Source organism: Microbispora sp. NPDC046933 (assembly GCF_040644635.1).
GTDB lineage: Bacteria > Actinomycetota > Actinomycetes > Streptosporangiales > Streptosporangiaceae > Microbispora.
This window is the reverse complement of sequence record NZ_JBEYWW010000022.1, coordinates 102,180-124,521: the sequence shown is the minus strand read 5'-3', so window position 1 is coordinate 124,521 and position 22,342 is coordinate 102,180. Positions and strand designations below refer to the sequence as shown.

Sequence of the window (22,342 nt, the reverse complement as noted above, 5' to 3'; positions counted from 1 at the left end):
CACGGATCCCCGGGACCGCATCCGGTCCCGGGGATCCCCGCGTCCGGGGCCGGTCAGCCGGGCGGCGCGATCTGGGTCCGCGACCGCACGCCGAGCTTGCGCAGCACGGTGGCCACGTGGGTCTCGACCGTGCGCGTGGACAGGAAGAGCACGTCGGCGATCTCGCGGTTGGTCCGGCCGAGCGCGACGAGCCTGGCCACCTCCCGCTCCCGCTGCGACAACGCGCCGGCGGGACGCCGCCCGCCGCGCGGCAGCGGGACGTCCACGCCGATGTCGCGGAGCACCCGCCTGCACCGGGCGGCGTCGTGGGTGGCGCCGAGCCGGCCGTACCACTCCGCGGCCTCCCGGAAGCCGGCCGCCGCGGCGCCGTCCCCGAGCGCGAGCCCGGCCCGCGCCCCGCCCTCGGCCGCCCGCGCCGCCGCGTACGGCTGGGGCAGTGCGGCGTACGCCTCGCGGGCCCGGGCGAAGAAGGCGGCGGCGTCGGCGTGCCGCAGTCCGGCGGCGGCGAGCGCACCGCGGGCGGCGTCGAGCGCGGCGTGCGCCGCGGGCGCCACCCGGCCCGCGATCCCGGCGGCGTACTCGTCCACCAGCTCCGCCGCCGCCCCCGTGTGCCCGGCCCGGGCGAACGCGGCGACGGCCGACGGGACCAGGCTCGCGCCCCACACCCACACGCCCTTGCGGCGCAGCCGGGCGACCGCCCGCCCGGCCTCCGCGACCGCCTCGTCCACCGCCCCCTGGGCGAGGTGCAGGTCGACGAGCCCCCCGGCGGCGGCCGTCACGACCGGCACGTTGCGGGCCTCCGGCGCGTCCAGCCCCGCGCGGTGGAACTGCCTGACCGCCTCCTCCCATTCGCCCGTCGCCAGGGCGAGCAGCCCGAGCACCAGCCAGAGGTCCACCGCGATCAGCGGCGTCTCCGTGGCGGACTCCCCCAGCGAGGCCGCCCGGTCGCGGAGCCCGTCCCACCGGCCGGTGAGCCACTCCCTGCGGATCGCGGAGGCGTCGAGGAGGAAGGCGGGATAGTGCGCGCCGGTCTCCAGGGCGAGCCGCCGGCCTTCCCGGGCGAACCGCTCGGCCGCCGCGTAGAGCCCCACGGTGGTCGCCGAGTCGTGCAGGTTGCAGTACGCCCGGGCGACCTCCCTCCGGACCGCCGTGCGCGGGTCGGCGGCCGGAAGCCGGGCGGCGACGTCGAACGCGCCGGGAGAGCCGGTCGTCATCTCGAAGGAGGCCCGGTTGGCGAGGACCGCTGCCGACAGCTCCGGGTTGTCGGCGGTGGCGACGAGCGCCTCGGCGCGGGCCATCCACTCCGCGTGCTCCGCCAGCGACTCGGCGCCCCATTCCGGCATCGCCATGCTGGCCCAGCCGCGGGCGGCCAGCGTCGGCCGGTCGTCCAGCTCGGCGAGGGCGGCCATGATCTCGGGCCGCCCCGCGGCGGCGTCGCCCGCCTGGTTGGACAGGACGACGCCGAGGTTGAGCCGCACCTCGCCGCGCACGTCCCGGGACAGGAAGTCGCCCCGCAGCACCTGGCGCAGCAGCCGCACCACCCGCTGGTGCGACAGGCCCGTCGCCGCGAAGCGGCTCAGCATCAGCACCAGCGGGCCCCTGTCCCGCACCGGCAGGTCGGGGTCGTCGAGCATGCCCTCGACCACCTCGACGGCCAGGGCGGTGTCGCCCAGCGCGGCGGCCTGCTGGGCGGCGGCGGTGCCGTGGCGTACCCAGGCGTCGGTGTCCCCGGCCTGCCGGGCGTGGAAGGCCAACTGCACCAGCGGCGGCGCGTCCGTCGCGGCGAGCGCGGCCATCGCCCGGACGTGCGCCGCCCGGCGTTCGGGGCCCGGGATGGCGTCGTAGACGGCCTGCTGGGCCAGCGCGTGGCGGAAGCCGTACCGGCCGCCCGGGTGCTCGTGCAGGACCCCGGCGCGCAGCGCCTCGGCCAGTCCGGCAGAACCCGATCCGACTGCGCCCAGTCCGCCGGGGCCCAATCCGACAGCGCTCAGTCCGCCGGGGCCCAATCCGACAGCGCTCAGTCCGCCGGGGCCCTGCCCGGCCGTGTTCGGCGCGGCCGGGTCGCCGCCGACCGCGGTGATCAGCTGCTCTGCCGCGGGGAGCCGCAGCACCGCCGCGGCCCGGACCGCTCCGGCCGCCGCCGGGGACAGGCAGGTCATCCGCTCGGCCATCGCCTCGCGCAGCAGCAGCGGGACGCCGACGCGGTCGACGGCACGGTCCAGCGCGTCCGGATCGTCCGCGCCGGGCAGGGAGGCGGGCAGGGAACGGACCAGCTCCTCCACCACGAACGGGATGCCCGCCGTGCGCTCGTGCAGCCGCGTGACGAACCCGGGAGACAGGTCGGACCGCTCCAGCAGCGCGCCGGCCAGGCTGGCCACGCCGGAGGCGTCCAGCGGCGCCAGCCGTACGACCACGCTGGCGGTGTCCGGCTGGTGCCGGTAGGCCCGGCCGAGCGGCGGACCGGCGACGCCGTCGCGCCGGCACGTCGCGACCACCGCCAGCTCCCGCGGCGGCTGCCCGGCCAGGAAGCGCAGCAGGTCGAGCGTGCCGTCGTCGGCCCAGTGCAGGTCCTCGACGACGAGCACGGCCGGGCCGACGGCCGCCAGCAGGGCGCGTATCGCGCGGAAGACCCGGTGGCGTTCGGCCCGCGGGTCGTCCAGGGGCTGCGGCGAGGGCGGCAGCGCGCCGGCCAGTTCGGGGAGGTGGGCGCGGAGCGCGCCGGTGACCGGGTTGAGCCGGTGCGCCGCGGGGAGCCGTCCTCTGATGTCCCGCAGCGCCTCGAAGACCGGCCCGTACGGGAAGGGTTCGCGGATCTGGTGGCAGTAGCCGAGGAGGACGGCCCGGTCGCCGGACGGCAGGCGGTCGAGCGCGGCGCGGACGAGCCGGGTCTTGCCGATGCCCGCCTCGCCCTCCACCAGCACGACCGCCGGCGGGCGGGTCACCGCGTCGATGAGAGTCCGCAGCTCAGTGGAGCGTCCGACCAGCGGCGGCGGGGGCACGATGCTCATCCACGGCTCCAAGGTACGGATTGCGAGGCCCCCGGGCTCAGTTATCCCCGCCTCTTGACCGTCGGTCAACCCTCCGGCGTAACGGCCGTGTTGCGGAACCGGACAGACCTCCGGAGCGCTACTCGCGGCGGGGCCGGGCGGCGGCGTCGAGCGCGGCGGCCTCCTCCGGAGTGGGCGCGGTGCCGCCGAGGTGGGCCGGCTGCCACCACACGCCGCGCCGCCGGTCGGGGTAGGTCCGCTGGGCCTCGTCGAGCAGGTCCGCCATCCGCCGCCGCAGGTCGCCGGTGAGCGCGGCGATGTCGTCGTCCCCTGCAGTGGAAGCCTCGCCCGGCGGCATCGGCTCGCCGACCAGGATCGTGATGGGGACATGCCGCTGCAGCAGCTTGCGGGGCCGGCCCTTGGTCCACAGCCGCTGGCCGCCCCACAGGGCGACCGGGATCACGGGCACTCCGGCCTCGGCCGCCATCCTGACCGGGCCGCTCTTGATCTCCTTGACCGTGAACGACCTGCTGATCGTCGCCTCGGCGAAGTTGCCGACGATCTCGCCGTCCTTGAGGGCCCGTACGGCGGCGTCGTAGGCTCCCGCCCCGGCCGACCGGTCCACCGGGATGTGGTGCATGCCGCGCATCAGCGGGCCCGACACGGGGTGGTCGAAGACCTCCTTCTTCGCCATGAACCGGACCAGCCGCCCGGCGGGGTAGGCGGCGAAGCCGGCGAAGATGAAGTCGAGGTAGCTGACGTGGTTGCTCACCAGGACCGCGCCGCCGCTGCGGGGTATCCGCTCCGTGCCCTCCATGTGGAACCTCAGGTCGAGCAGTTTGAAGGCGGTCAGCGCGGTCCGCAGGACCGGCGGGTACACGATCTCAGCCATGCCTGAAACCGTAACCTACTCATCCGTAACTTTTACTGGGCCAAAGGTCCTCATCGTGCGCGTACTCCGGCGCACAGGCGTCAGTGGCCGCGGAACGCCTCCTCCAGCCACCACGACGGGCGGTCGGCGGTGACCTTCGCGTGGACGAGCAGGGGTTTGTCGCGCGGCCCCTTCAGCCACTCGGCCACCCCCGACAGGTCCTCCTCCCGCCGTACGGTCACCGCCTCGAAGCCGAAGCCCCGGGCGATCCCGGCGATGTCGGCGGGTGGGAAGGTGACCGTGCCGAGCGGGAACCCGTGCGGGCCGAAGTGGTGGACCTCCGCGCCGTACCCGTCGTCGTCGTAGACCACGACCACCATCGGCAGGCCGAGCCGTACGACCGTCTCCAGTTCCGCGACGCCCATCAGGGCCCCGCCGTCACCGAGCGCGGCGACCGCGAGCCGGTCGGGCCGCGCGACGGCCGCGCCGATTGCGGTGGCCAGGCCGAGCCCGATCGACTGGTACGCCTGGGTGAAGCAGAACGCGCCGCCGTCCGGGACCGTGAGGAACATCGACGGATACCCCATGAAGTTGCCCGAGTCGACGGCCACCAGCCGCTCCTGCGGGAGCAGGTCGTCGAGCCCGATCGTCAGCGTGCGGGGGTCGATGCGCTCCCCGGAGCTCAGGTCCTCGTACGGCACGTCGCGCCAGCGCCCCTCGCGGGCGACACGCTCGGCGATCTCCGGGGCGCGGTAGCCGCGCGTGGCCGCCCCGCCCTCCGTCCCGGGGTCCCCGAGCAGGGCGGCGACCGCCCGCGCGGTCTCGCGTACGTCGCCGACCACGCCGAGGTCGATGTCACGGTGCACGCCGAGCGCATCGGGGTCGAGGTCCACCTGGACGACCCTGGCCTCCGGCCCGATCAGCGCGCCGTGCCGGGTGGTCCACATCGTGAGCGAGCAGCCCCAGCCGACGACGAGGTCGGCGCCGCGGATCAGCTCGGCCGCGAGCGGGGTGGCGAAACCGCCGCTCACGTCGAGATCCCAGGGGCTGCCGTGGAAGTGGCCCTTGGCGACCGCCGAGGTGGCGAACAGCGCTCCCACCCGCTCGCCGAGCGCCTCCAGCTCCCGCCGCGAGCCGCGGGCTCCCCGGCCGGCCACGAAGACCGGCCGCTCCGCCTCCGCCAGCATCCGCGCGAACCGCGTCAGCTCGTCGGACGGCTCCGCCGGGAGCCCCTCCGGCTCCACGCCGCCCCCGGACTCGACCGGGAACGTCAGCCCCCACGCCGCCGGCACGCGGCTCGCCACGCCGCGGTGCGCGCCGCCCCGGCCGGCCAGCAGTTCGCGCACGGCCTCGGCGGCCTCCTCGGGCAGCGTCTCGGCCTGCACGTCCAGCGGCAGGTTGAGCACCACCGTCCGGCGCCCGAGCAGGGCGGCGAGGAAGGCCATCACGGTGTCGTCCACGACCGTGGCGGCCGACCCGACCCTGGCGCAGTGCGCGCCCACGGCCTCGGCGAGCGCGGTCTGGTCGATCCGGAAGTTGGAGGTGGGCGAGGTCACCTCCGGTGCGAGCACGAGCAGCGGGGTCCGGCTCTTGGCCGCCTCGGTGACGCCGGTCAGCGCGTTGGTCAGGCCGGGACCCTGGTGGACGGTGAGCACGGCGACCGTGCCGCTCATCCGGGCGTAGGCGTCCGCCATCGTGGCGGCCCCGCCCTCGTGCCGCGCCGCGACGTACCGCACGCCGTGCTCGACGAGGGCGTTGGTGACGTGGAAGTTGCCGCTGCCGACGACGCCGAAGGCCGCCCGTACGCCGAGGGCGGCGAGGGCCGCGCCGACGGCCTCCGCGACGTTCACCGCTCCACCAGCGCGAGCACGCGCACCGGGCTGCCCGAGCCGCCGACGATCGGCAGCGGGCCCGCGACCACCACCGCGCCCGTCGGCGGCAGCCGGTCGAGGTTGCGCAACTGGGTCAGGCCGTACTTCCCCGCGCCGAGCAGGTAGGAGTGGCAGGGGAAGGCGGGGTCGAAGGAGTGCGCGGCGCCCGCGTCGGTGCCCACGGTCTCCACCCCGATGCCCGCGATGGGCGTCTCCTCGGCCAGGTAGCGGGCGCAGGCGGGCGACATGCCGGGCGTGTGCGGCCCCGTCTCGTCTGCGTTCAGGAACTCCGCCTGGTCGTGGGCGCGCACGTCCCAGCCGGTGCGGTACAGCAGCCAGCCTCCGTCGGGCAGCGGCCCGTGCTCGGCCTCCCACGCCTTGACGTGGTCGATCTCCAGCAGGAAGTCGGGGTTCGCTGCCGACTGCGCGCTGAAGTCGAGCACCACGGCGGGTGCGATCAGCCTGGCGGGGGCCACCTGCGAGACGTCCTCGCCGTCGCGCCCGGTCACCCAGTGGACGGGGGCGTCGAAGTGCGTGCCGGTGTGCTCCCCGGTGGTGAAGTTGTTCCAGTACCAGGCCGGGCCGCGGTCGTCGTACCGGCTGATCTCCTGCATCGAGAACGGGACCGTCTGGCCGAACGGCTCGGGCAGCGACAGGATCGGTGTCTTGTCACTCAGCGGCGCGGTGAGGTCGAGCACCTCGATCTCCCCGCTCCGAATGCCGTCCACCAAATCCTGCAACACCGACATTCCGCCTCCCCATGGTCAGCACACCCCTGCGATCCTCCTACACCGTCCCCCCGGAACGCCATATGCCGTCTCCATATAGGCCCGGCGTATGGATCGTCGCGATATCGCCGTCCGGGAAGGCCGCGCGGGCAGGCGGACCGGCGGCGCCCCGCCCCCACACGCTTCCGGGGCAGGCCCAGGCCCTCCGCGTACGCGCCTGGGCCCTTGACGCGGATGGCCTCCAGATTTAACTTCTATGAAACCGCGTTCGACATTATCGAACGACGTTCGCACTCTGGACGGTCTCATGAACGACTCACCCCCCTCCACGTTCCAGAAGCTCCTGTCAGAACTGCTCGGCACCGCCTTCCTCGTGTACGTCGGCGCCGGATCCGCCGCGGCCACCGGGGTCATCGCCGCGGGCTCCCACGCCCCCTTCTCCATGGCCCAGCTCGGCATGATCAGCTTCGCGTTCATGCTGGTCATCGTGGGCACGGTGTACGCAATCGGGCACATCTCCGGCGCCCACATCAACCCGGCGGTCACCGTCGCCCTCGCCGCGACCGGCCGCTTCCCCTGGCGCGAGGTGCCGGGCTACGTCGCGGCGCAGGTCGCCGGAGCCCTCGCCGGCGCACTCGGGATCTTCGTGACGCTCGGCGCGGACGCCGCCAGGGCCGCCGGAGGCGGCGTGACCGCGTACGCCCCCGAGGTCGGCTTCGCCCGCGGCACGCTGATCGAGGCGATCGGCACGTTCATCCTGGTCTTCGTCGTCTTCGGGGTGCTGGACCGGCGGGCCGCGCCCGGGTGGGCGCCGATGGCGATCGGCTCGATCGTCTTCGCGATCATCGTCATCGTGGGCCCGGCGACCGGGGCCGCGATCAACCCGGCCCGCTACGCGGGCCCGTTCCTCGTGGACGCGGCCTGGGGCGGCGCGGTGAGCTGGAACCAGCTGCCGGCCTACTTCATCGGGGAGTTCGCGGGCGGGCTGATCGGGGCACTCGCCTACACGGCGCTTGCGGCCTCGCGAGGAAGGACGAAGCTGGAGAGCACGACCACGGCAGTAGGGACCGCATCATGAAGAAGCTCATCAACAGTGTCGATTCCGTCGTCACCGACGCCCTGCGCGGCATCGCCGCGGCGCACCCCTCGCTCCGCGTCGACATCGAGAACAAGGTGGTCTTCCGCGCCGACGCCCCCCGGCCGGGCAAGGTCGGCCTGGTCTCCGGCGGCGGTTCGGGTCACGAACCGCTGCACGGCGGGTTCGTCGGCTACGGCATGCTCGACGCGGCCTGCCCCGGCGAGGTCTTCACCTCCCCCGTCCCCGACCAGCTCATCGAGGCGACCAAGGGCGTGAACGGCGGCGCGGGCGTGCTGCACATCGTGAAGAACTACACGGGCGACGTGCTGAACTTCGAGATGGCCGCCGAGCTCAGCGGCGACGAGGGCGTCGAGGTGGCGACCGTGCTCGTCAACGACGACGTGGCGGTGCGGGACTCCCTGTTCACGGCGGGGCGCCGGGGCACCGGGGCCACGCTGTTCGTGGAGAAGATCGCCGGTGCGCTGGCCGAGACCGGCGCACCCCTGGCCGAGGTGGCGCGGGTCGCCCGGGAGGTCAACGAGCGCAGCCGCTCGTTCGGGGTGGCGCTGACGCCCTGCACGGTCCCGGCCGCGGGCAAGCCCACCTTCGAGCTGGGAGACACGGAGATCGAGCTCGGCATCGGCATCCACGGCGAGCCCGGCCGCACCCGCGCGCCGATGCGCGAGGCCCGCGAGATCGTCCGTACCGCCATGGACGCGATCGACGCCGACCTGCCGCTGTCCGGCGAGACGCTCGTCATGGTCAACGGCATGGGCGGGACGCCGCTCATCGAGTTGTACATCGTCTTCGCCGAGGTGGAGGCGTACCTGCGCGAGAAGGGCGCGACGGCCGTGCGCAGCCTGGTCGGCAACTACGTGACCAGCCTCGACATGCAAGGCTTCTCGGTGACGACGTGCTCGCTGACCGGCGAGCTCACCCGGCTCTGGGACGCGCCGGTGGAGACACCGGCGCTGCGCTGGGGCCGCTGACCGCCATCCGACCCTCTGGAGTCCCCTGGTGAACACCCAGTTCTTCGCCGCCTGGATCGAGGAGATCGCCGCCGCGGTGCGGGCGCAGCGCGACCACCTCACCCAACTGGACGCCGCGATCGGCGACGCCGACCACGGCGCCAACCTCGACCGCGGCTTCACCGCCGCACAGGAGGCGCTCGCCGGCGCGTCCCCGCAGACGCCGGGCGCGCTCCTCGTCCTCGTCGGCTCCACGCTGATCCGCAAGGTCGGCGGCGCCTCCGGCCCCCTGTACGGCACCGCCTTCCGCGAGATGGGCAAGGCGTTCGGCGAGGCCGCCGAGATCTCGCCGGCCGAGCTGAGCACGGGCCTGAACGCGGCCCTGTCCGGCGTCCAGCGCCTCGGCGCAGCCGCGGAGGGCGACAAGACCATGGTCGACGCCCTCGCCCCGGCCGCCAAGGCGCTGGCCCGGGCCGTACGGGACGGGCTGAAGCCGCAGGAGGCGCTGGAGGCGGCGGCCGCCGCGGCCGAGCAGGGCGCCAGGGCGACGGTCCCGCTGCAGGCGCGCAAGGGGCGGGCCAGCTACCTCGGGCCGCGCAGCGTCGGGCACGAGGATCCCGGCGCCGCCTCGACGGCTCTGCTGTTCGGCGCGCTGAAGGCCGCCGCCTCCCGATGACCGCCTCCCGATGACCGCGAGCCGATGACCGTGAGCCGCGGCCGGGCCGCACCGGGCCGGGACCGGTCAGGTGGCCGGGCCCCCGGGCACGGCGGAGCATTGCGCGGCCGGACCGCACCGGGCCGGGACCGGTCAGGTGGCCGGGCCTCCGGTCACGGCGGAGCGGGGCGCGCCGAGGTCGCGCGAGAGCGCCCGCGCGGTCTCGCGCACGGCCAGCGCGATCTCCTCCCGCCGCGCCGGGTCCAGCACCCGCTCGACCGGCCCGACCACGGCGACGGCGCCGGCCACCGAGCCGTCCCTGGAGAAGACCGGCGCGGCGACGCCCGCGTCCCCCAGCGCCGCCTCCTGGTCCTCGACCGCGTACCCCCGGCGGCGCACCTCCGCGAGCGCCCGCTCCAGGTCGTCGCGGCCGGTCCTGGTGAGCCCGGTCAGCGGGGCGAGGTCGTCCGACAGCAGTTCCTCCCCGCGCGGGTCGTGGGCGGCGATGGCGTGGCCGAGCGCGCAGGCGTGCCACGGGATCGCCGCGCCCACCTCCAGGATCTGCACGACGTCGTCGGGCCGGAACACGTGGTGGAGCACGATCACCCGGCTCCCCGACAACGTGCCGACCCAGACGGCCTCGTTGACGCGCTGGGCCAGGGAGTCGGCCCACAGCAGGCTCCTGGCCCGCAGTTCCGATCCCTCCAGATAGGCGTTGCCGAGTTGCAGCACGGCGGGCCCCAGCGCGTACTTGCCGGTGTCGGGGTCCTGCACGACCAGCTCGCACGCGGCGAGCGTGCGCAGCAGCCCGTGCACGGTCGGCTTCGCCAGGCCGACCCGCTCGGCGATCTCGGTGACCCCGAGCCGGGGGGTGCCTGACCCGAGGGCCTTCAGGATGAGCGCGGCGCGCTCCACCGACTGGATCACTTTTCGATTATGCCGAACGATCTTCAGGAGTAACGAATGGTTGGCATCGTACTCATTTCACACAGCAGCGGCCTGGCCGCGGAGGTGGCCGCTATGGCCAGGCAGATCGGCGGCGCGCAGGTGCCGCTGGCGGCGGCGGGAGGCACCGAGGACGGCGGGCTCGGCACCAGCCCCGACCGGGTGACCGCCGCCATCGAGGAGGTGAACCGGGGGGACGGCGTCGTGCTGATCCCCGACCTCGGCAGCTCGGTGCTCACCGCCAGGCTGCTGCAGACCCCGGGTGACGTCGTGATCGCCGACGTGCCGTTCGTGGAGGGCGCCATCTCCGCGGTCGTCGCGGCGGGCGGCGGGGCCTCGCTGGACGGTGTGCTGGCGGCGGCCGAGGAGGCGTGGCATGTCCGTAAGCTCTGAGCCCACGGCGAGCCCTGAACCCGCGGCCCCCGAGGCCGGCGCCGGCGAGCGCACGATCGTCCTGACCGAGGACCTGCACGCCCGCCCCGCGAGCGCGCTCGCCCAGACCGCCGCCGCCTTCACCTCGGCCGTCACCCTCTCGTACGGCTCTCGCTCGGTCGACGCGCGCAGCGTGCTGTCGCTGATGGGCCTGGGCGCCACGAGCGGGCAGACCGTGACCCTGCGCGCCACCGGCGAGGACGCCGCCGCGGCGTTGACCGCTCTCGGCGCGGTGCTCGGCGGCTGACGACCTACCGCCGCGCCGCGTCCGCCGTCGGCGCGGCGGGCTCTCCGGCACGCTCGAGGAAGTCGCGGACCTTCCCGGCCTCCGGAACGCTCCCCGTAAAGGCCGAGAGCCAGCCGCCCGTGCTCACCCGCCTGCTCCGCGTGCCCGAGTGCGAGGTGGGCGCGTGCCAGCCCGTCGTGAGCGCGCGCCTGCTCCGGCCGGTTGCGTGTCAGGCCGGCGAGCGCGAGCGCGGCCGTGTGCTCCTCGACCGCCCGAGCCGGGTCGCCCGCCGCCTCGGCCAGCCCGTTGAGCGCGGCAGCCTCGTCGGCGATGTTGCCGAGCGTGCGGTGGAGCGCCGCGGCCTGCTCGTGGCGGGTGCGCGCCTGGGCGAGCTCGCCCTGGCGCCGGAGGACGACGCCGAGGTGGTCGAGGATCACCGCCTCTCCGGCCGGGTTGCCCACCTTGCGGTGGAGCGCCAGCGCCAGGTCGAGATGGCGCCGGGCCTCTTCCGGGCGGCCGGCCCGGTCGAGGACGAGGGCGAGGATGCCGAGCACGTCGGCCTCGCCCCAGGTGTCGGCGCCGATCCTGGTGAGGTCGAGCGCCTGCTTGAGGTGCTGCTCCGCCTCGGTGTCCCGGCCGCGGCGCAGGGCCACGTGCCCCAGGGTGAGCAGTGCCCGAGCGCGCTCGCCGGCATCCTCGCACGCGTCGAGGGCCCAGTGGTCGAGGGCCCAGTGGTCGAGGGCCTGGTGGGCGTGCTCCTCCGCCCGCTCGTACTCGCCGAGCCGCCAGTAGGTCCACGCCAGGTCGGTGAGCGCTCGCGCCTGGACCTCGCGGTCGCCGAGCGTCCGGCTGCGCCGCAGCGCCAGGGTGTGCAGCGTGAGCGCGTCGTCGTGGTGCGCGTGCCGGTCGAGGTAGGGGCGCATCGCCAGGGCCAGCATGCCCAGGCAGATCTCGGGTCCGTGGACGGCGGTCGCGATGATGTTGGAGCGCTCGGCGTCGAGCCAGGCGATCGCCTCAGCGGCGTCGCGGATGGGCGCCATCGGGGCGGCCGGCTGGGGGATGCCCTCCCGCTGGCTCACCGTGTGCGGGAAGAGCCGGTCCATGGCCGCGCGGGAGCGGTGCAGGTAGTAGGTGAGCAGCCGCATGACGGCGCCGTCGTCCTCGGCGAGCGAGCGGGCGTGCACGCGGAGCAGGTCGTGGAAGGTGTAGCGGCCCGGTTCGAGCTGCAGGAGCATGTGGGCGTCGAGGAGGCCTTCGAGGAGCTCCTCCGACTCGTCCTCCGAGATCCCGGCCAGCGCGGCGGCTCCGCAGGCGTCGATGTCGCGCCCGGGCACCAGCCCGAGCAGGCGGAACATGCGCTGCTCGTCCTCGTGGAGTTGCTCGTAGGAGAGGGCGAAGGCCGCCGACACCCCGTCCAGGAGCCGGCGATGGTCCCGCAGCCGGCCGGCCAGGTAGGACACGGTCCAGCGCGGGCGGTGCTGGAGGCGGGCGGCGGAGATCCGGACGGCGAGCGGAAGATACCCGCACAGCCGCAGCACCTCGCGTACGGCGTCCGGCTCCCGGTGAGCGCGTTCGCCCACGATCCGCTCGAACAGCTCGGCCGCCTCCGCCTCGCCCAGCACGTCGACCGACAGCGCCCGGGCGCCGTCCAGGTCGACGAGCCGCCGCCTGCCGGTGATCAGGACGAGGGTGTCGGAGCGCCCCGGCAGCAGGGGGCGCACGTGCTCGGCGTCGAGAGCGTTGTCCAGCACCGCGAGCACGCGGCGTTCGGCCAGCTCGGCGCGCCACAGGGCGCTCCGCTCGCCCAGGGTGACCGGGATGCGGTCGGCGGGCACCCCGAGCTGGCGGAGGAGTGCCTCCAGCGCCGCGGCGGCGTCGATCGGCTCCCGGCCCGCGGTGTGGGCCTGCAGGTCGATGAAGAGCCGGCCGTCCGGATAGTGGGCGGCCAGCCGGTGGGCCGCGTGGACGGCGAGCGTGGTCTTGCCGATCCCGGCCATGCCGTCGATCGTGACGACCGCCGGCCCGTTGTGTTCGTTGTGGTGCTCGTCCGCGAGCCGCTCCAGTTCGGCGGCCCGCCCGGAGAAATCGGGGATGTCGTAGGGCAGGAAGGTGGAGCGGGACGTCGGGGCGGGAACCACCGGTGCCGCATCGGCCAGGCGCAGGGCCGGATCGTCCGCCAGCACCGCCCGCTCCAGTTCGGTGAAGGCGTGCCCGGGGTCGAGGCCCTGCTCGTCCGCGAGAGCCGTACGGTAGGCGCGCGCGGCGGCCAGGGCGTCGGGCTGCCGCCCCGCCCGCTGCAGGGCCAGGACGAGGTGGCCGTTGAGCTTCTCGCGCAGCGGGTTGGCGGCCACCTGGGCGGCGAGCTCGTCGAGCAGATCGGCGTGCCGCCCGGCGGCGAGCTCGCCCTCCACCAGGCGCTCGTACGCCGACAGCCGCCGGTCGTTCCAGAGCTCCCGGACGCCGGTGACGTAATGCGCGTGCACGTCCTCCAGCGCCTCGCCGCTCCACAGGTCCAGGGCCCTGCGCAGCTCACCGGCGGCCACCAGATCGGTGAACTCCTGCGCGTCGACCTGTCCGGGCTCCGGCTGCGCGAGGTAGCCGCCGGCGCGCGTCTCGAGGAGCCGTACGGCTCCCGCGCCACGCAGCACCTTGCGGATCGCGGTGATCGAGGCGTGGATCTGCGATCGGGCGGTGTCGGGCCGGTCGTAGCCCCACATCGCGTCGATCAGCCGCTCGATGCCGATCACCCGGCCGGCGTTGAGCAGGAGATAGGCCAGGACAGCCCGATGACGTGGGGCGACGCCCGTCAGAGGCGCGCCGTCCACGACGATCTGGACGGGGCCGAGAAGGATGAAGCGCAGCATCGTCCCCCCATCACGATCGCATCGTGCGCGCATAGCGAATGTATCAATCCGGGCGGTCACTCTGATCTCACGCGAACCAAGACGGATCTCACCCGAACCAATATGGAGGGAACACGATGGAAGCCCGGATGAAGAACCCCGCCGTGATCATCCCCGCCGCGATGAAGCCGATCATGGAGCTGATGAAGGCCGCTCAGTCGCAGGATCTTCCCCAGGAGCTCCTGGAGCTGGTCCACCTGAGGGTCAGCCAGATCAACGGCTGCAGCGCCTGCGTCGACGCCGGCCTCAAGAGCCTGCGCAAGCTCGGCGAGAGCGACGAGCGCATCGGCCTCGTCAGCGCCTGGCGCGAGACTCCGTACTACACCGACGCCGAGCGGGCCGCGCTGGAGCTGGCGGAGGCCTCGACCCGGCTGGCCGACCGCGCCGACGCCGTCTCCGACGAGGTCTGGGACAACGCCGCCGACCACTTCGACGAGAAGCAGCTGGCCTCGATCCTGCTGATGACCGCCGTCACCAACCTCTTCAACCGCCTGAACGCCCCGGTCCGGCAGATCGCCGGCAGCTGGTAAGCCCCCTCCCCGACCCCCACGCACAGAAGGAGACACCGACATGTCCGCCGTCCGCTCGCACCGCTACTCCGTCGCCGACGCCGACCTGGAGGAGTTCCTGGCCCGCAGGAGCTCGCTGATCGCGACCGTCAGGGAGGGGCACCCCGGGCTCACCCACACCGTGCTGGTCCAGCTCGAGGATGGCACCTACACCGACACCTGGCACTGGGAGACCGCTGAGCAGATGGGCGCCGCGCTCGCCGCACTGCCCACCTTCCCCGAGGCGCCGCTGACCATGTCCCTCACCAAGGACGCCACCGCCCTGAACGGCCGGGTCGTCGACGACCGCTGACCCCCCTCTGATGGCCCGGGCCCACGGGCGGGGCGGCCGGGTGGAGGAGGGCGGCGGGCAGGGCGCGGCGGCGTCAACGACTCCGCGTGCGCCGGGCGCGGGGCATGGCGGCGAGCTGCTCGTGCCGGATCTCCTCCAGGTAGGCCCGCATCAGGTCGCCCGCGCGGGTGAACCAGTCGGACAGCACGGCGATCTCCGCGGGCGTGTAGTCGGCGAACAGCTCGTTCAGCCGACGGTAGAAGGGTTCGTAGACGGCCGCGGCGGTAGCGGCCGCGGCCGGGTCGGCGACGACCCGCACCCGACGGCGGTCCTCCGGGTCCGGCTGCCGGTGCGCGTACCCGGCCTTCTCCAGCCGGTTCAGCACGCCCGTCACCGCGCCCGTGGTCAGGCCGGCCTGCTCGGCGAGCGCGCCAGCGCTGATCGGGTCGTCCCCGGCCGCCAGGATGAAGCCCAGGCAGGTGACGTCGGTGACGTTCAGCCCGAGCCGCTGGGCGATGTCGTGCTGCCCGACCAGGCTGAGCGCGATCAACTGATCCATGCCGGCGAGAGCCTGCTCGGGCGTCGCCTCCGGGCGCGGCTTGCCGTCCATCCGGAATCTCCTTAGAATCTAAGATGTTTAGTTCGCGAGATAATTGTCTCATCGTCGAGGAGAATCATGAGCGGCATGCACGACGATGTGGACCTCGGGCACACGGTCGCGGGCTGGACCGGCTGCGTGGTCGTGCTGTTCGGCTGCGCGACCGCGGGCGTGGCGACGTGCGCCCCCTCGTCCCTCGGCATCTGGCTCGGCATCGGCGTGATCGCCCTGGGCGGCCCGGTCACCTGGGCGCTGCACCTGGCGGGCTGGGGCAAGCCCAGCGGCCCGCGACCTCCCGAGCAGTGGGACTGGCGGGTGAAGGACCCGATGACGGGCCACGACGGCTGCCTCGCCTGCCGTCTCGCGGGCCGCGGAAACGGGCCTCGCGCTGGAGGCGCTCCCCGCATCGATGCCATCCGCGAGGAACCCGCACTCTCCGACATGTCGGTATTCGCCAACCGCTGAAGCTCTTCACGCTGCTCGCGCACGTCCTCCCGAGCAGGAGGCCCGCGCGTGGTCGGCCCGGATGGCTGCCACCCCATGAACTCCTTCCCGCATGAGCCGGCGGCCGGCGAGTGCACCGACGGAGCCCGGGGTAACGAACCTCGTCATGCGTTCCCTCACTCGCCTGGTCCCGCCCATCGTCCCGGTCCCCGCCATGACCTCCGGCTGCGGGGCGTCCCGGCCGCATGCGGGCCCCATGCTCGGCCGAGAAACCGCTGACCGAGGTCGGCTTCCCTGCCCGCACTCCCGCCGTCACCACTGTCTGCGAGGAGGACGCCCTCCACACCGAACTCGCCCTGCCGTACGGGAAGACCCGCGACGGCACCGGCAGCCGAGGGCGTACGCCACCTGCACCTCGGCGGGCCGTCCGCGTACCGTCGATCTCGATCTGCACGTGCTGCCGTGCGCACCGGACGACATGAGCACCGAGCAATGCGGGGAGACGTAGAAGAACTCGCACCCGAGCGGCAGCGACCCGAACCTGATGAGAGGGCGACCATTGACCTATCCACCGCCGTCTTACCACGGTGACACCGGCGAGCCGACGGCGTCGTACCGGCGCCCGGACGCCGCGCCCGAGCTGGTCTATCCGAGCGGAACCACGGTGCACTATCTGGCGACCGGCGCGACGACCAACGGGCAGTTCGGGCTCTACCGCTGGGATATGGGACCGGAGCCCAGCGGTCCGGCGGCGCACTTCCACCGGTCGATCTCCGAATCGTTCTACATCCTCTCCGGCACGGTGCGGATCTACGACGGACGGCGCTGGATCGACACCGGTCCCGGCGACTTCGTGCACGTCCCGGAGGGTGGCGTACACGCGTTCCGCAACGAGTCGGGAGCGCCGGCGTCGATGTTGCTGCACTTCGCGCCGGGCGCGCCCCGGGAGGGCTACTTCGAGGGACTGCTCACGCTCGCGGACAAGAGCGAAGAGGAGAAGGCGGAGTTCTTCCTCCACCACGACACCTACTGGCTCTGAAACCGGCCGGCCAGGACGTCCTCGGTATGGCAGGCCGTTCCACCATCCCGGCCAGACCAACGCCGACCCGGTCGGACGCCGGCGCAGGGTGGTGGGACCGCCTAACCGGCACCGGGACGTCACCACCCGGCCCTGTGAAAGGCGCGTAGCCGATGGGGAGTTCGGTCACCCGGAGACCGGAGAACACGAGCTCGATACCGCGCCGGTCGCGATCAGCGGCTTGAGTACCAGCGCGGCCAGGGCCATGCGTCACGGGCCGTCGGCCGGTCTACCCCCGGTCGGCGACTCCGACGTCCTTGCGCGCACTCGCCGATCGTTTCGAGAGCGTCCAAAGCTCGGCCATCGCCTGGTCACTCCCGCGTCGTGCCGCCAGGTCACTGTCACCGTGTCGAGTTCGTCGCTGACGGTACGCCACGCCCTGATGCGGGGTGGTTGCTGAATGTAGCCGAGATCCAAGGTGTGTTCGTCGTACCAGACCGCGGCGGTCGATGCCGCATCGCTGTTCACCGGCCGCCAGGCGTCGTGACCTGCGGTGACGAAATCGAGGAGATCGGCCGGCACCGGTTCGAGTACGGCCGGTGTCATCTCGATGACGTCCTCCCATAGGCGAGCCAGGTAGTAGTCGACATATGGGCGCGCCGTGGAATCCGCATGCCGAGGTGGGCCCGGCACGTAGCGCAGCAACTCGTGATCAGCCAGTTCGATCCAATACCAGCCTTCGGTCAGTCCGAACCAGTGCAGGCTCCGATCCTCATCACCCCAAGGGACGACCCCGCCCAACCGCGTCAACGCGAAGCGGAATCTGATCACCAGGCGGATGGTAGTCGCTCTTCGGCCTGTAGGACCGGCTCCGATCCCTCAGGCTCCTCACCTCGGCGATGTCCCGGGGAAGGGGGCGGAGGCGGACCCAAGAACTGGACCGGCCGGCCAGGGTGAAAACACGTGCCGGTGAGCAGCCTCATAGACGGGCCAGCAGCCCGTCCAGGGGCCGCGGCACACGATCGAGCTCCAACGCCGCGACGAGCGGGCCCGAGTAGCGGATCTTGCGGCCGCTGCCTGCTCCCATGAACCGGCGCAGCTGGTCGTGAGTGCTGCGCCCGCGCCACACGGGTTGCTTCTGCAGTGTGCGAAACGAGCCGAGCTCGCCCTCGGCATCGACGACGCGTTCCACCGCGGCGGTGCCGAGGGCGCGGATCAGCTCGTCTTCCAGGTCGGCCACGCACACGAAGAACCCGAGCGCCTCCAGATCGCTCCTGCCGAGATCGGACCCAAGGCCGGCGCGCTCGAGCCCCCTCCGGAAGGCGCCTTCCTCGCCGGCGTCACACAGCCCGGCCAGCCGGAGATTGCGACCGGGAGGGCCGTACTTGCCGATATACGCCCCGATGTTCGTGGCACCGCCCATCGCCACGACACGGACGCCTTCGGCCGCGAGGTTTCGCCCCCGGCGCTCGGCCAACGCCCTGATGGCCGACTTGTCGCTGATCCCCTCGACCAGGACCACGGTGTGCGCATGGTTCACGCGCTCAGCCTCGCACCGAACCCGGCGAGCTTCGCACCCATTTTTCTGCCAGCGCCCCGTCTCAGACCGTCGAGCCAGGGCATGCCGCGACGGGTGCGCTCGCGCGGCAGGCCGGCCCACGAGGCGGCCGACTCCCGATGGCTGCGGTCAGTTCACTTCCACTGGAAGTAGACGAACAGGCGGCCGTGGTTCTTGGCGTCCTTGTCGATCCGGTGGTAGAGCGCCTTGATCTCCTTCTGCTCCAGGAAGCGCAGCACCTTCTTCTTCAGCTGGCCGGACCCCTTGCCCGGGATGATCTCCACCTGGGTCGCCTTCTTGCGTACGGCCTCCTGGATGATGCCGTGCAGCGCCTTGTCGATCTCGCTGCCCTTGTTGTAGATGTCGTGGAGATCCAGCTTCAGCTTCACACAGGCGAGTCTAAATCGCCGCTCACCGCGGGGACGCGGGGCGAGGCGGGTGACCGCGCCCCACGCCGGCAGTGCCTCGCGTCAGCCGTTGATGTAGCCGACCAGGGCCTCCCGTTCGCTCTCCAGTTCCTGGATCGAGCTCTTGACGACGTCACCGATGCTGACGATGCCGGCCAGCCGGCCGTCGCGGACCACGGGCACGTGCCTGATCCGGTGGTTGGTCATGGTGCGTCGCAGGTCGTCGACGTTGGCGTCCGGGCCGCAGGTGCGCACCTCCACGGTCATGATCGACGAGACGGGCATGGTGAGCAGCGCGGCGCCGTGCTCGTTGAGCCGCCGCACGACGTCGCGTTCCGACACGATGCCCGCGATGGACAGGCCGTCCTCGGAGACCACGACCGCGCCGATGTTGAGCTCCGCCAGCCGGGCGAGAAGCTCGGACACCGTGGCGTGCGGAGGAACGGTCGCCACGCCTGTTCCCTTACTCTGCAAGATCGTCCCGATGAGCATCGACACCGCCTCTCAGGGGGCACCCGGGGGACATGTCCCCGTTTCCGCTCCCGCCGGCCGGCCGGAGCGGCGAATCCTGTTTCCCCAGGCAACAGCGGTCGTCGTACCTCGTCAAGGGCCCCCACCCCTACGATGGCGAAATATCACCGCACCCTGGGGGCACTGGATGGCCGAGAAGCTCAACACCGGGAGCCATGATCTCCCGATCTCAGACGCGCTCGCGGACTTCATGCGCGGCGGCTGGGGCGGCACCCGCGCGGACGTGGCGCCGCTGCCGGTCGCCGCGTACGCCGCCAAGCGGCGGGCGCGGCTCGCCGAACGCCTGCCCGGCGAGCGGCTCGTCATCCCCTCGGGCACGCTGCGGGCCCGCAGCAACGACGACGACCACCGGTTCCGCACGCACAGCGCGTTCGCCTACCTGACCGGCGGCCAGCAGCCCGACGACGTCCTGGTGATCGAGCCGTCGGGCGCCGCGCGGCTGTTCCTGCGCCCCCGCCCGTCCCGCGCCGAGTCGCAGGAGTTCTACCGCGACCGGCGGTACGGCGAGTTCTGGGTGGGCCGCCGTCCCGACCTCGCGGAGGCCGAGGCGGCGTACCAGATCGAGTGCGCGCACATCGACACCCTGCCGGCCGCGCTGAGCGGACCGGCCCGCGTGCTGCGCGGGGTGGACGCCTCGGTCGACGCGCTCGTCTCCCCCGCGGGCGACGACCGCGACGCCGAGCTGGCCGCGGTCCTGTCGGAGCTGCGGCTGGTCAAGGACGAGTGGGAGATCGCGGAGCTGCAGCAGGCGGTGGACGCGACCGCGCGCGGTTTCGAGGACGTCGTGCGCGCGCTGCCCGCGGCCCTCGCGCACCCGCGCGGCGAGCGATACGTCGAGGGCGTCTTCGGCCTGCGTTCTCGGCTGGAGGGCAACGCCGTCGGCTACCAGTCGATCGTGGCCTCCGGGGCGCACGCGTGCGTGCTGCACTGGATCCGCAACGACGGGCGGCTCGACCCCACCGAGATGCTGCTGCTGGACGCCGGGGTCGAGGGCGACAACCTCTACACCGCCGACGTCACCCGCACGCTGCCGCTGTCGGGCCGGTTCAGCCCCATACAGCGGCAGGTGTACGAACTGGTCTACGAGGCGCAGACGGCCGCCATCGCCGTGCTGCGGCCGGGGGCGCGCTTCCGCGAGTTCCACGAGACCGCGATGCGGGTGATCTCGGACGGGCTGCGCGAGTGGGGCCTGCTGACCCGGGCCCAGGCCGACGCGGGCCTGCACCGGCGCTACACGTTGTGCAGCAGCGGCCACATGCTGGGCCTGGACGTGCACGACTGCGCCCGGGCACGGGCGGAGACCTACCTCGACGGCGTGCTTGAGGAGGGTCAGGTGCTGACCGTGGAGCCGGGGCTCTATCTCCAGCCCGACGACCTGACGCTGCCTCCGGAGCTGCGCGGGATCGGCGTCCGCATCGAGGACGACCTCGTGATCACGGCCGACGGCGCCCGGCTGATGTCGGCCGCGCTGCCCCGCCGCGCCGACGAGGTCGAGGAGTGGATGGCCGCCCTCGCCGGGTGACCGTCCGCGATCAGGCGATCCGGTCCGGGCGCGCGGCCCGGACCGGACCTGGATCGGCCACGAGACACGGCCGGCCGGGCGCGTGTGCCGCGGGAACACCGGCCGTGACGTCCTGGGCGGATATCGGAGCGGCCCAGTTCACGTGATCGTCACATCGCTCCCCTACAGTGGCCTCGTGCGCCCCCCACTGGCCGTGGCCGGCCACACCGCTGACGTGCTGGACATGGTCGCAGGCACACTGAGCGAGGCCGAGCGTGAGCGCGCCGGGCGTTTCACCCGAAAGCGGGACCGCCTCGACTTCGTCGCCGCCCACCTGCTCGTACGGCACTGCGCCGCGGAGCTGCTCGGCACCCGCGCCTGCATGCTGACCGTGGTGCAGCGATGCGAGGACTGCGGGCAGGCCCACGGACGGCCCTGGCTGGCCGAGGCCCCCGAGGTGTCGATCAGCTGGGCGCACACCTCGGGCTACGTCTGCGCGGTCGCGGGGTCCGGACGGGTGGGCGTGGACGCCGAGCACGCCACGAACGGCCCCGCCGACGAGAGGCTCGTGGAGCTCGCGCTGACTCCCGCGGAGGCGAAGCTGGTCGGCGACGACAACCGCGGGCTGATCCGGCAGTGGGTGCGCAAGGAGGCGCTGGTCAAACGGGGAGAGCTCACGCTCGACCGGCTGCGCGACGCGGACCTGTCGGCCCTGCCGCTGGAGGACGGGCTGTCGATCCCGCTGGAATGGCAGGGCCGTCACTTCGTCGAGTGGACGGCCGGCACCGTCATCGCCGCCGCGGTCACCGACGAGCCCGCCAAGCTACGCCTCCTTGGCGGCTGACCGGCCAGGGGTGGGGTCGAGGAAGACCTGCCGGATCTCCGGGAACCGCTCGGTGAGGCGGCGCTCCACCTGGTCGGAGGCGAGCTCGAGCCGCTGCCCGGACGTCTCGTCGCGGAAGTCGACCTTCGCCGCGACCATCACCTGGCCAGGGCCCATCATGATGGTGACCAGCTCGACGACGGCCTCGACCTCCGGCTGGGCGGCCAGCTCGCCGCGGATCTCCTCCTGCAGGCCGCGCGGCGCCGCCTGGCCGATGAGCAGCGAGGCGTTGGTCCTGATCAGGGTCAACGCCACGCCGAGCAGCAGCAGCCCGATGACGATCGACGCGACGCCGTCCCACACCGCCGAGCCGGTGAGCTGCGACAGCAGCAGGCCGACGCCGGCCGTCGCGATGCCGATCAGCGCGGCGGAGTCCTCCAGCACGACGGCCTTGAGCACGGTGTCGGAGGTGCGCTGCAGCAGCCGCCCGGGACTCACCCGCCAGCGCCGGGCCTCGCCACGAAGCTGCCGCAGGGCCTTCCAGAGGGAGACCGACTCGATCGCGAAGGACGCCGCGAGCACGACGTAGGAGACGCCGATGTCGCCCAGGCGCTCCCCCGCCGTGATCGTGTGCCAGCCGTGCGTCAGCGAGAACCCCGCCCCCACGACCAGCGTGAAGCAGGCCGCCACGATCGCCCACAGGTAGGCGGCCCGCCCGTGGCCGAGCGGATGGCGGGAGTCGGCGGGGCGCTCGCCGTGCCGGATCGCGGCGAACAGCACGACCTCGGTGGCCGTGTCGGCCGCCGAGTGAGCGGCCTCCGAGAGCATCGCCGAGGAGGAGCTGATCAGGCCGGCCACCAGCTTGGCCAGTGCGATGGCGAGGTTGGCCGCGCCCGCGACCACGACGGTGCCGAGACTCTCACCGTTCTCGCTGTCAGGCATTCCGCTCCGTCCGTCG

Annotated in this window: 22 protein-coding genes and 1 pseudogene; 11 read left to right on the top strand and 12 right to left on the bottom strand. The window is 73.2% G+C overall.

The window, feature by feature from the left end:
• Positions 1-53: 53 nt before the first annotated feature.
• From ABZ857_RS27490 to ABZ857_RS27475, 4 genes are all read right to left on the bottom strand, one after another.
• Positions 54-3,008: an AAA family ATPase gene (locus tag ABZ857_RS27490; RefSeq protein ID WP_357047808.1), complete on the bottom strand. Its 2,955-nt coding sequence runs from the start codon at positions 3,006-3,008 to the stop codon at positions 54-56.
• Between the two features lie 118 nt (positions 3,009-3,126).
• Positions 3,127-3,879 (bottom strand): lysophospholipid acyltransferase family protein, encoded by a 753-nt coding sequence (locus tag ABZ857_RS27485; RefSeq protein ID WP_357047805.1) that lies wholly within the window; start codon positions 3,877-3,879, stop codon positions 3,127-3,129.
• 80 nt (positions 3,880-3,959) lie between these two features.
• Positions 3,960-5,708 (bottom strand): thiamine pyrophosphate-binding protein, encoded by a 1,749-nt coding sequence (locus ABZ857_RS27480; RefSeq protein WP_357047802.1) that lies wholly within the window; start codon positions 5,706-5,708, stop codon positions 3,960-3,962.
• Positions 5,705-6,478 (bottom strand): cyclase family protein, encoded by a 774-nt coding sequence (locus ABZ857_RS27475; protein ID WP_357047799.1) that lies wholly within the window; start codon positions 6,476-6,478, stop codon positions 5,705-5,707. Before ABZ857_RS27475 ends, ABZ857_RS27480 begins: the two co-directional genes overlap by 4 nt.
• Before the next feature lie 286 nt (positions 6,479-6,764).
• Between ABZ857_RS27475 and ABZ857_RS27470 the strand changes: the two genes are divergently transcribed.
• The 3 genes from ABZ857_RS27470 to dhaL are packed head-to-tail and all read left to right on the top strand — an operon-like array spanning position 6,765 to position 9,179.
• Entirely contained in the window at positions 6,765-7,535 is a 771-nt protein-coding gene (locus ABZ857_RS27470; RefSeq protein WP_357047796.1) for an MIP/aquaporin family protein, read from the top strand.
• A complete protein-coding gene (gene dhaK / locus ABZ857_RS27465; RefSeq protein WP_357047793.1) occupies positions 7,532-8,524 on the top strand; it encodes a dihydroxyacetone kinase subunit DhaK in 993 nt (330 codons plus the stop codon). The genes ABZ857_RS27470 and dhaK overlap by 4 nt, the downstream gene beginning before the upstream one ends.
• Positions 8,525-8,552: 28 nt before the next feature.
• Positions 8,553-9,179 carry a dihydroxyacetone kinase subunit DhaL gene (dhaL, locus tag ABZ857_RS27460; RefSeq protein ID WP_357047790.1) on the top strand — a complete coding sequence of 209 codons (627 nt, stop codon included), beginning with the start codon at positions 8,553-8,555 and terminating at the stop codon, positions 9,177-9,179.
• Positions 9,180-9,311: 132 nt separating this feature from the next.
• Here the strand turns inward: dhaL and ABZ857_RS27455 are convergent, their stop codons facing one another.
• Positions 9,312-10,085, bottom strand: a complete 774-nt coding sequence (locus ABZ857_RS27455; protein ID WP_357047787.1) for an IclR family transcriptional regulator — start codon at positions 10,083-10,085, stop codon at positions 9,312-9,314.
• A 36-nt stretch (positions 10,086-10,121) separates the two neighbouring features.
• Here ABZ857_RS27455 and dhaM point away from each other — a divergent pair, with 36 nt between their 5' ends.
• A complete protein-coding gene (dhaM, locus tag ABZ857_RS27450) occupies positions 10,122-10,496 on the top strand; it encodes a dihydroxyacetone kinase phosphoryl donor subunit DhaM (RefSeq protein ID WP_357047784.1) in 375 nt (124 codons plus the stop codon).
• Entirely contained in the window at positions 10,480-10,782 is a 303-nt protein-coding gene (locus ABZ857_RS27445) for an HPr family phosphocarrier protein (protein ID WP_357047947.1), read from the top strand. The genes dhaM and ABZ857_RS27445 overlap by 17 nt, the downstream gene beginning before the upstream one ends.
• Before the next feature lie 329 nt (positions 10,783-11,111).
• Here the strand turns inward: ABZ857_RS27445 and ABZ857_RS27440 are convergent.
• A pseudogene (locus tag ABZ857_RS27440) lies at positions 11,112-13,625 on the bottom strand (BTAD domain-containing putative transcriptional regulator); the annotation flags it as partial.
• Positions 13,626-13,741: 116 nt separating this feature from the next.
• On the opposite strand from ABZ857_RS27440, the gene ABZ857_RS27435 reads away from it, so the two are divergent.
• Entirely contained in the window at positions 13,742-14,194 is a 453-nt protein-coding gene (locus ABZ857_RS27435) for a carboxymuconolactone decarboxylase family protein (protein ID WP_357047781.1), read from the top strand.
• A gap of 40 nt (positions 14,195-14,234) precedes the next feature.
• A complete protein-coding gene (locus tag ABZ857_RS27430; RefSeq protein ID WP_357047778.1) occupies positions 14,235-14,525 on the top strand; it encodes a hypothetical protein in 291 nt (96 codons plus the stop codon).
• A gap of 73 nt (positions 14,526-14,598) precedes the next feature.
• Here the strand turns inward: ABZ857_RS27430 and ABZ857_RS27425 are convergent, their stop codons facing one another.
• Positions 14,599-15,114, bottom strand: a complete 516-nt coding sequence (locus ABZ857_RS27425) for a MarR family transcriptional regulator (RefSeq protein WP_357047775.1) — start codon at positions 15,112-15,114, stop codon at positions 14,599-14,601.
• 66 nt (positions 15,115-15,180) lie between these two features.
• On the opposite strand from ABZ857_RS27425, the gene ABZ857_RS27420 reads away from it, so the two are divergent.
• Positions 15,181-15,567: an HGxxPAAW family protein gene (locus ABZ857_RS27420; protein WP_357047772.1), complete on the top strand. Its 387-nt coding sequence runs from the start codon at positions 15,181-15,183 to the stop codon at positions 15,565-15,567.
• Between the two features lie 538 nt (positions 15,568-16,105).
• Positions 16,106-16,585: a cupin domain-containing protein gene (locus ABZ857_RS27415; RefSeq protein WP_357047769.1), complete on the top strand. Its 480-nt coding sequence runs from the start codon at positions 16,106-16,108 to the stop codon at positions 16,583-16,585.
• Between the two features lie 249 nt (positions 16,586-16,834).
• On the opposite strand, the gene ABZ857_RS27410 is transcribed toward ABZ857_RS27415, so the two are convergent.
• The 4 genes from ABZ857_RS27410 to ABZ857_RS27395 form a co-directional block, all read right to left on the bottom strand.
• Positions 16,835-17,395, bottom strand: a complete 561-nt coding sequence (locus ABZ857_RS27410; protein ID WP_357047767.1) for a DUF5984 family protein — start codon at positions 17,393-17,395, stop codon at positions 16,835-16,837.
• 148 nt (positions 17,396-17,543) lie between these two features.
• Positions 17,544-18,104, bottom strand: a complete 561-nt coding sequence (locus ABZ857_RS27405; RefSeq protein WP_357047764.1) for a TOPRIM nucleotidyl transferase/hydrolase domain-containing protein — start codon at positions 18,102-18,104, stop codon at positions 17,544-17,546.
• A 152-nt stretch (positions 18,105-18,256) separates the two neighbouring features.
• Entirely contained in the window at positions 18,257-18,511 is a 255-nt protein-coding gene (locus ABZ857_RS27400) for a Smr/MutS family protein (RefSeq protein ID WP_346227803.1), read from the bottom strand.
• Between the two features lie 81 nt (positions 18,512-18,592).
• A complete protein-coding gene (locus tag ABZ857_RS27395) occupies positions 18,593-19,021 on the bottom strand; it encodes a CBS domain-containing protein (RefSeq protein WP_357047760.1) in 429 nt (142 codons plus the stop codon).
• A 166-nt stretch (positions 19,022-19,187) separates the two neighbouring features.
• Between ABZ857_RS27395 and ABZ857_RS27390 the strand changes: the two genes are divergently transcribed.
• Both ABZ857_RS27390 and ABZ857_RS27385 read left to right on the top strand, forming a co-directional pair.
• The gene (locus tag ABZ857_RS27390) at positions 19,188-20,582 is read left to right on the top strand and encodes an aminopeptidase P family protein (RefSeq protein ID WP_357047757.1); all 1,395 of its coding nucleotides are present in this window, start codon (positions 19,188-19,190) and stop codon (positions 20,580-20,582) included.
• 175 nt (positions 20,583-20,757) lie between these two features.
• Complete coding sequence (locus tag ABZ857_RS27385; protein WP_357047754.1) at positions 20,758-21,405, top strand: phosphopantetheinyl transferase-like protein; 648 nt, start codon at positions 20,758-20,760, stop codon at positions 21,403-21,405.
• Here the strand turns inward: ABZ857_RS27385 and ABZ857_RS27380 are convergent.
• Positions 21,385-22,326: a cation diffusion facilitator family transporter gene (locus tag ABZ857_RS27380; protein WP_357047752.1), complete on the bottom strand. Its 942-nt coding sequence runs from the start codon at positions 22,324-22,326 to the stop codon at positions 21,385-21,387. The genes ABZ857_RS27385 and ABZ857_RS27380 overlap by 21 nt on opposite strands.
• Positions 22,327-22,342 lie beyond the last annotated feature (16 nt).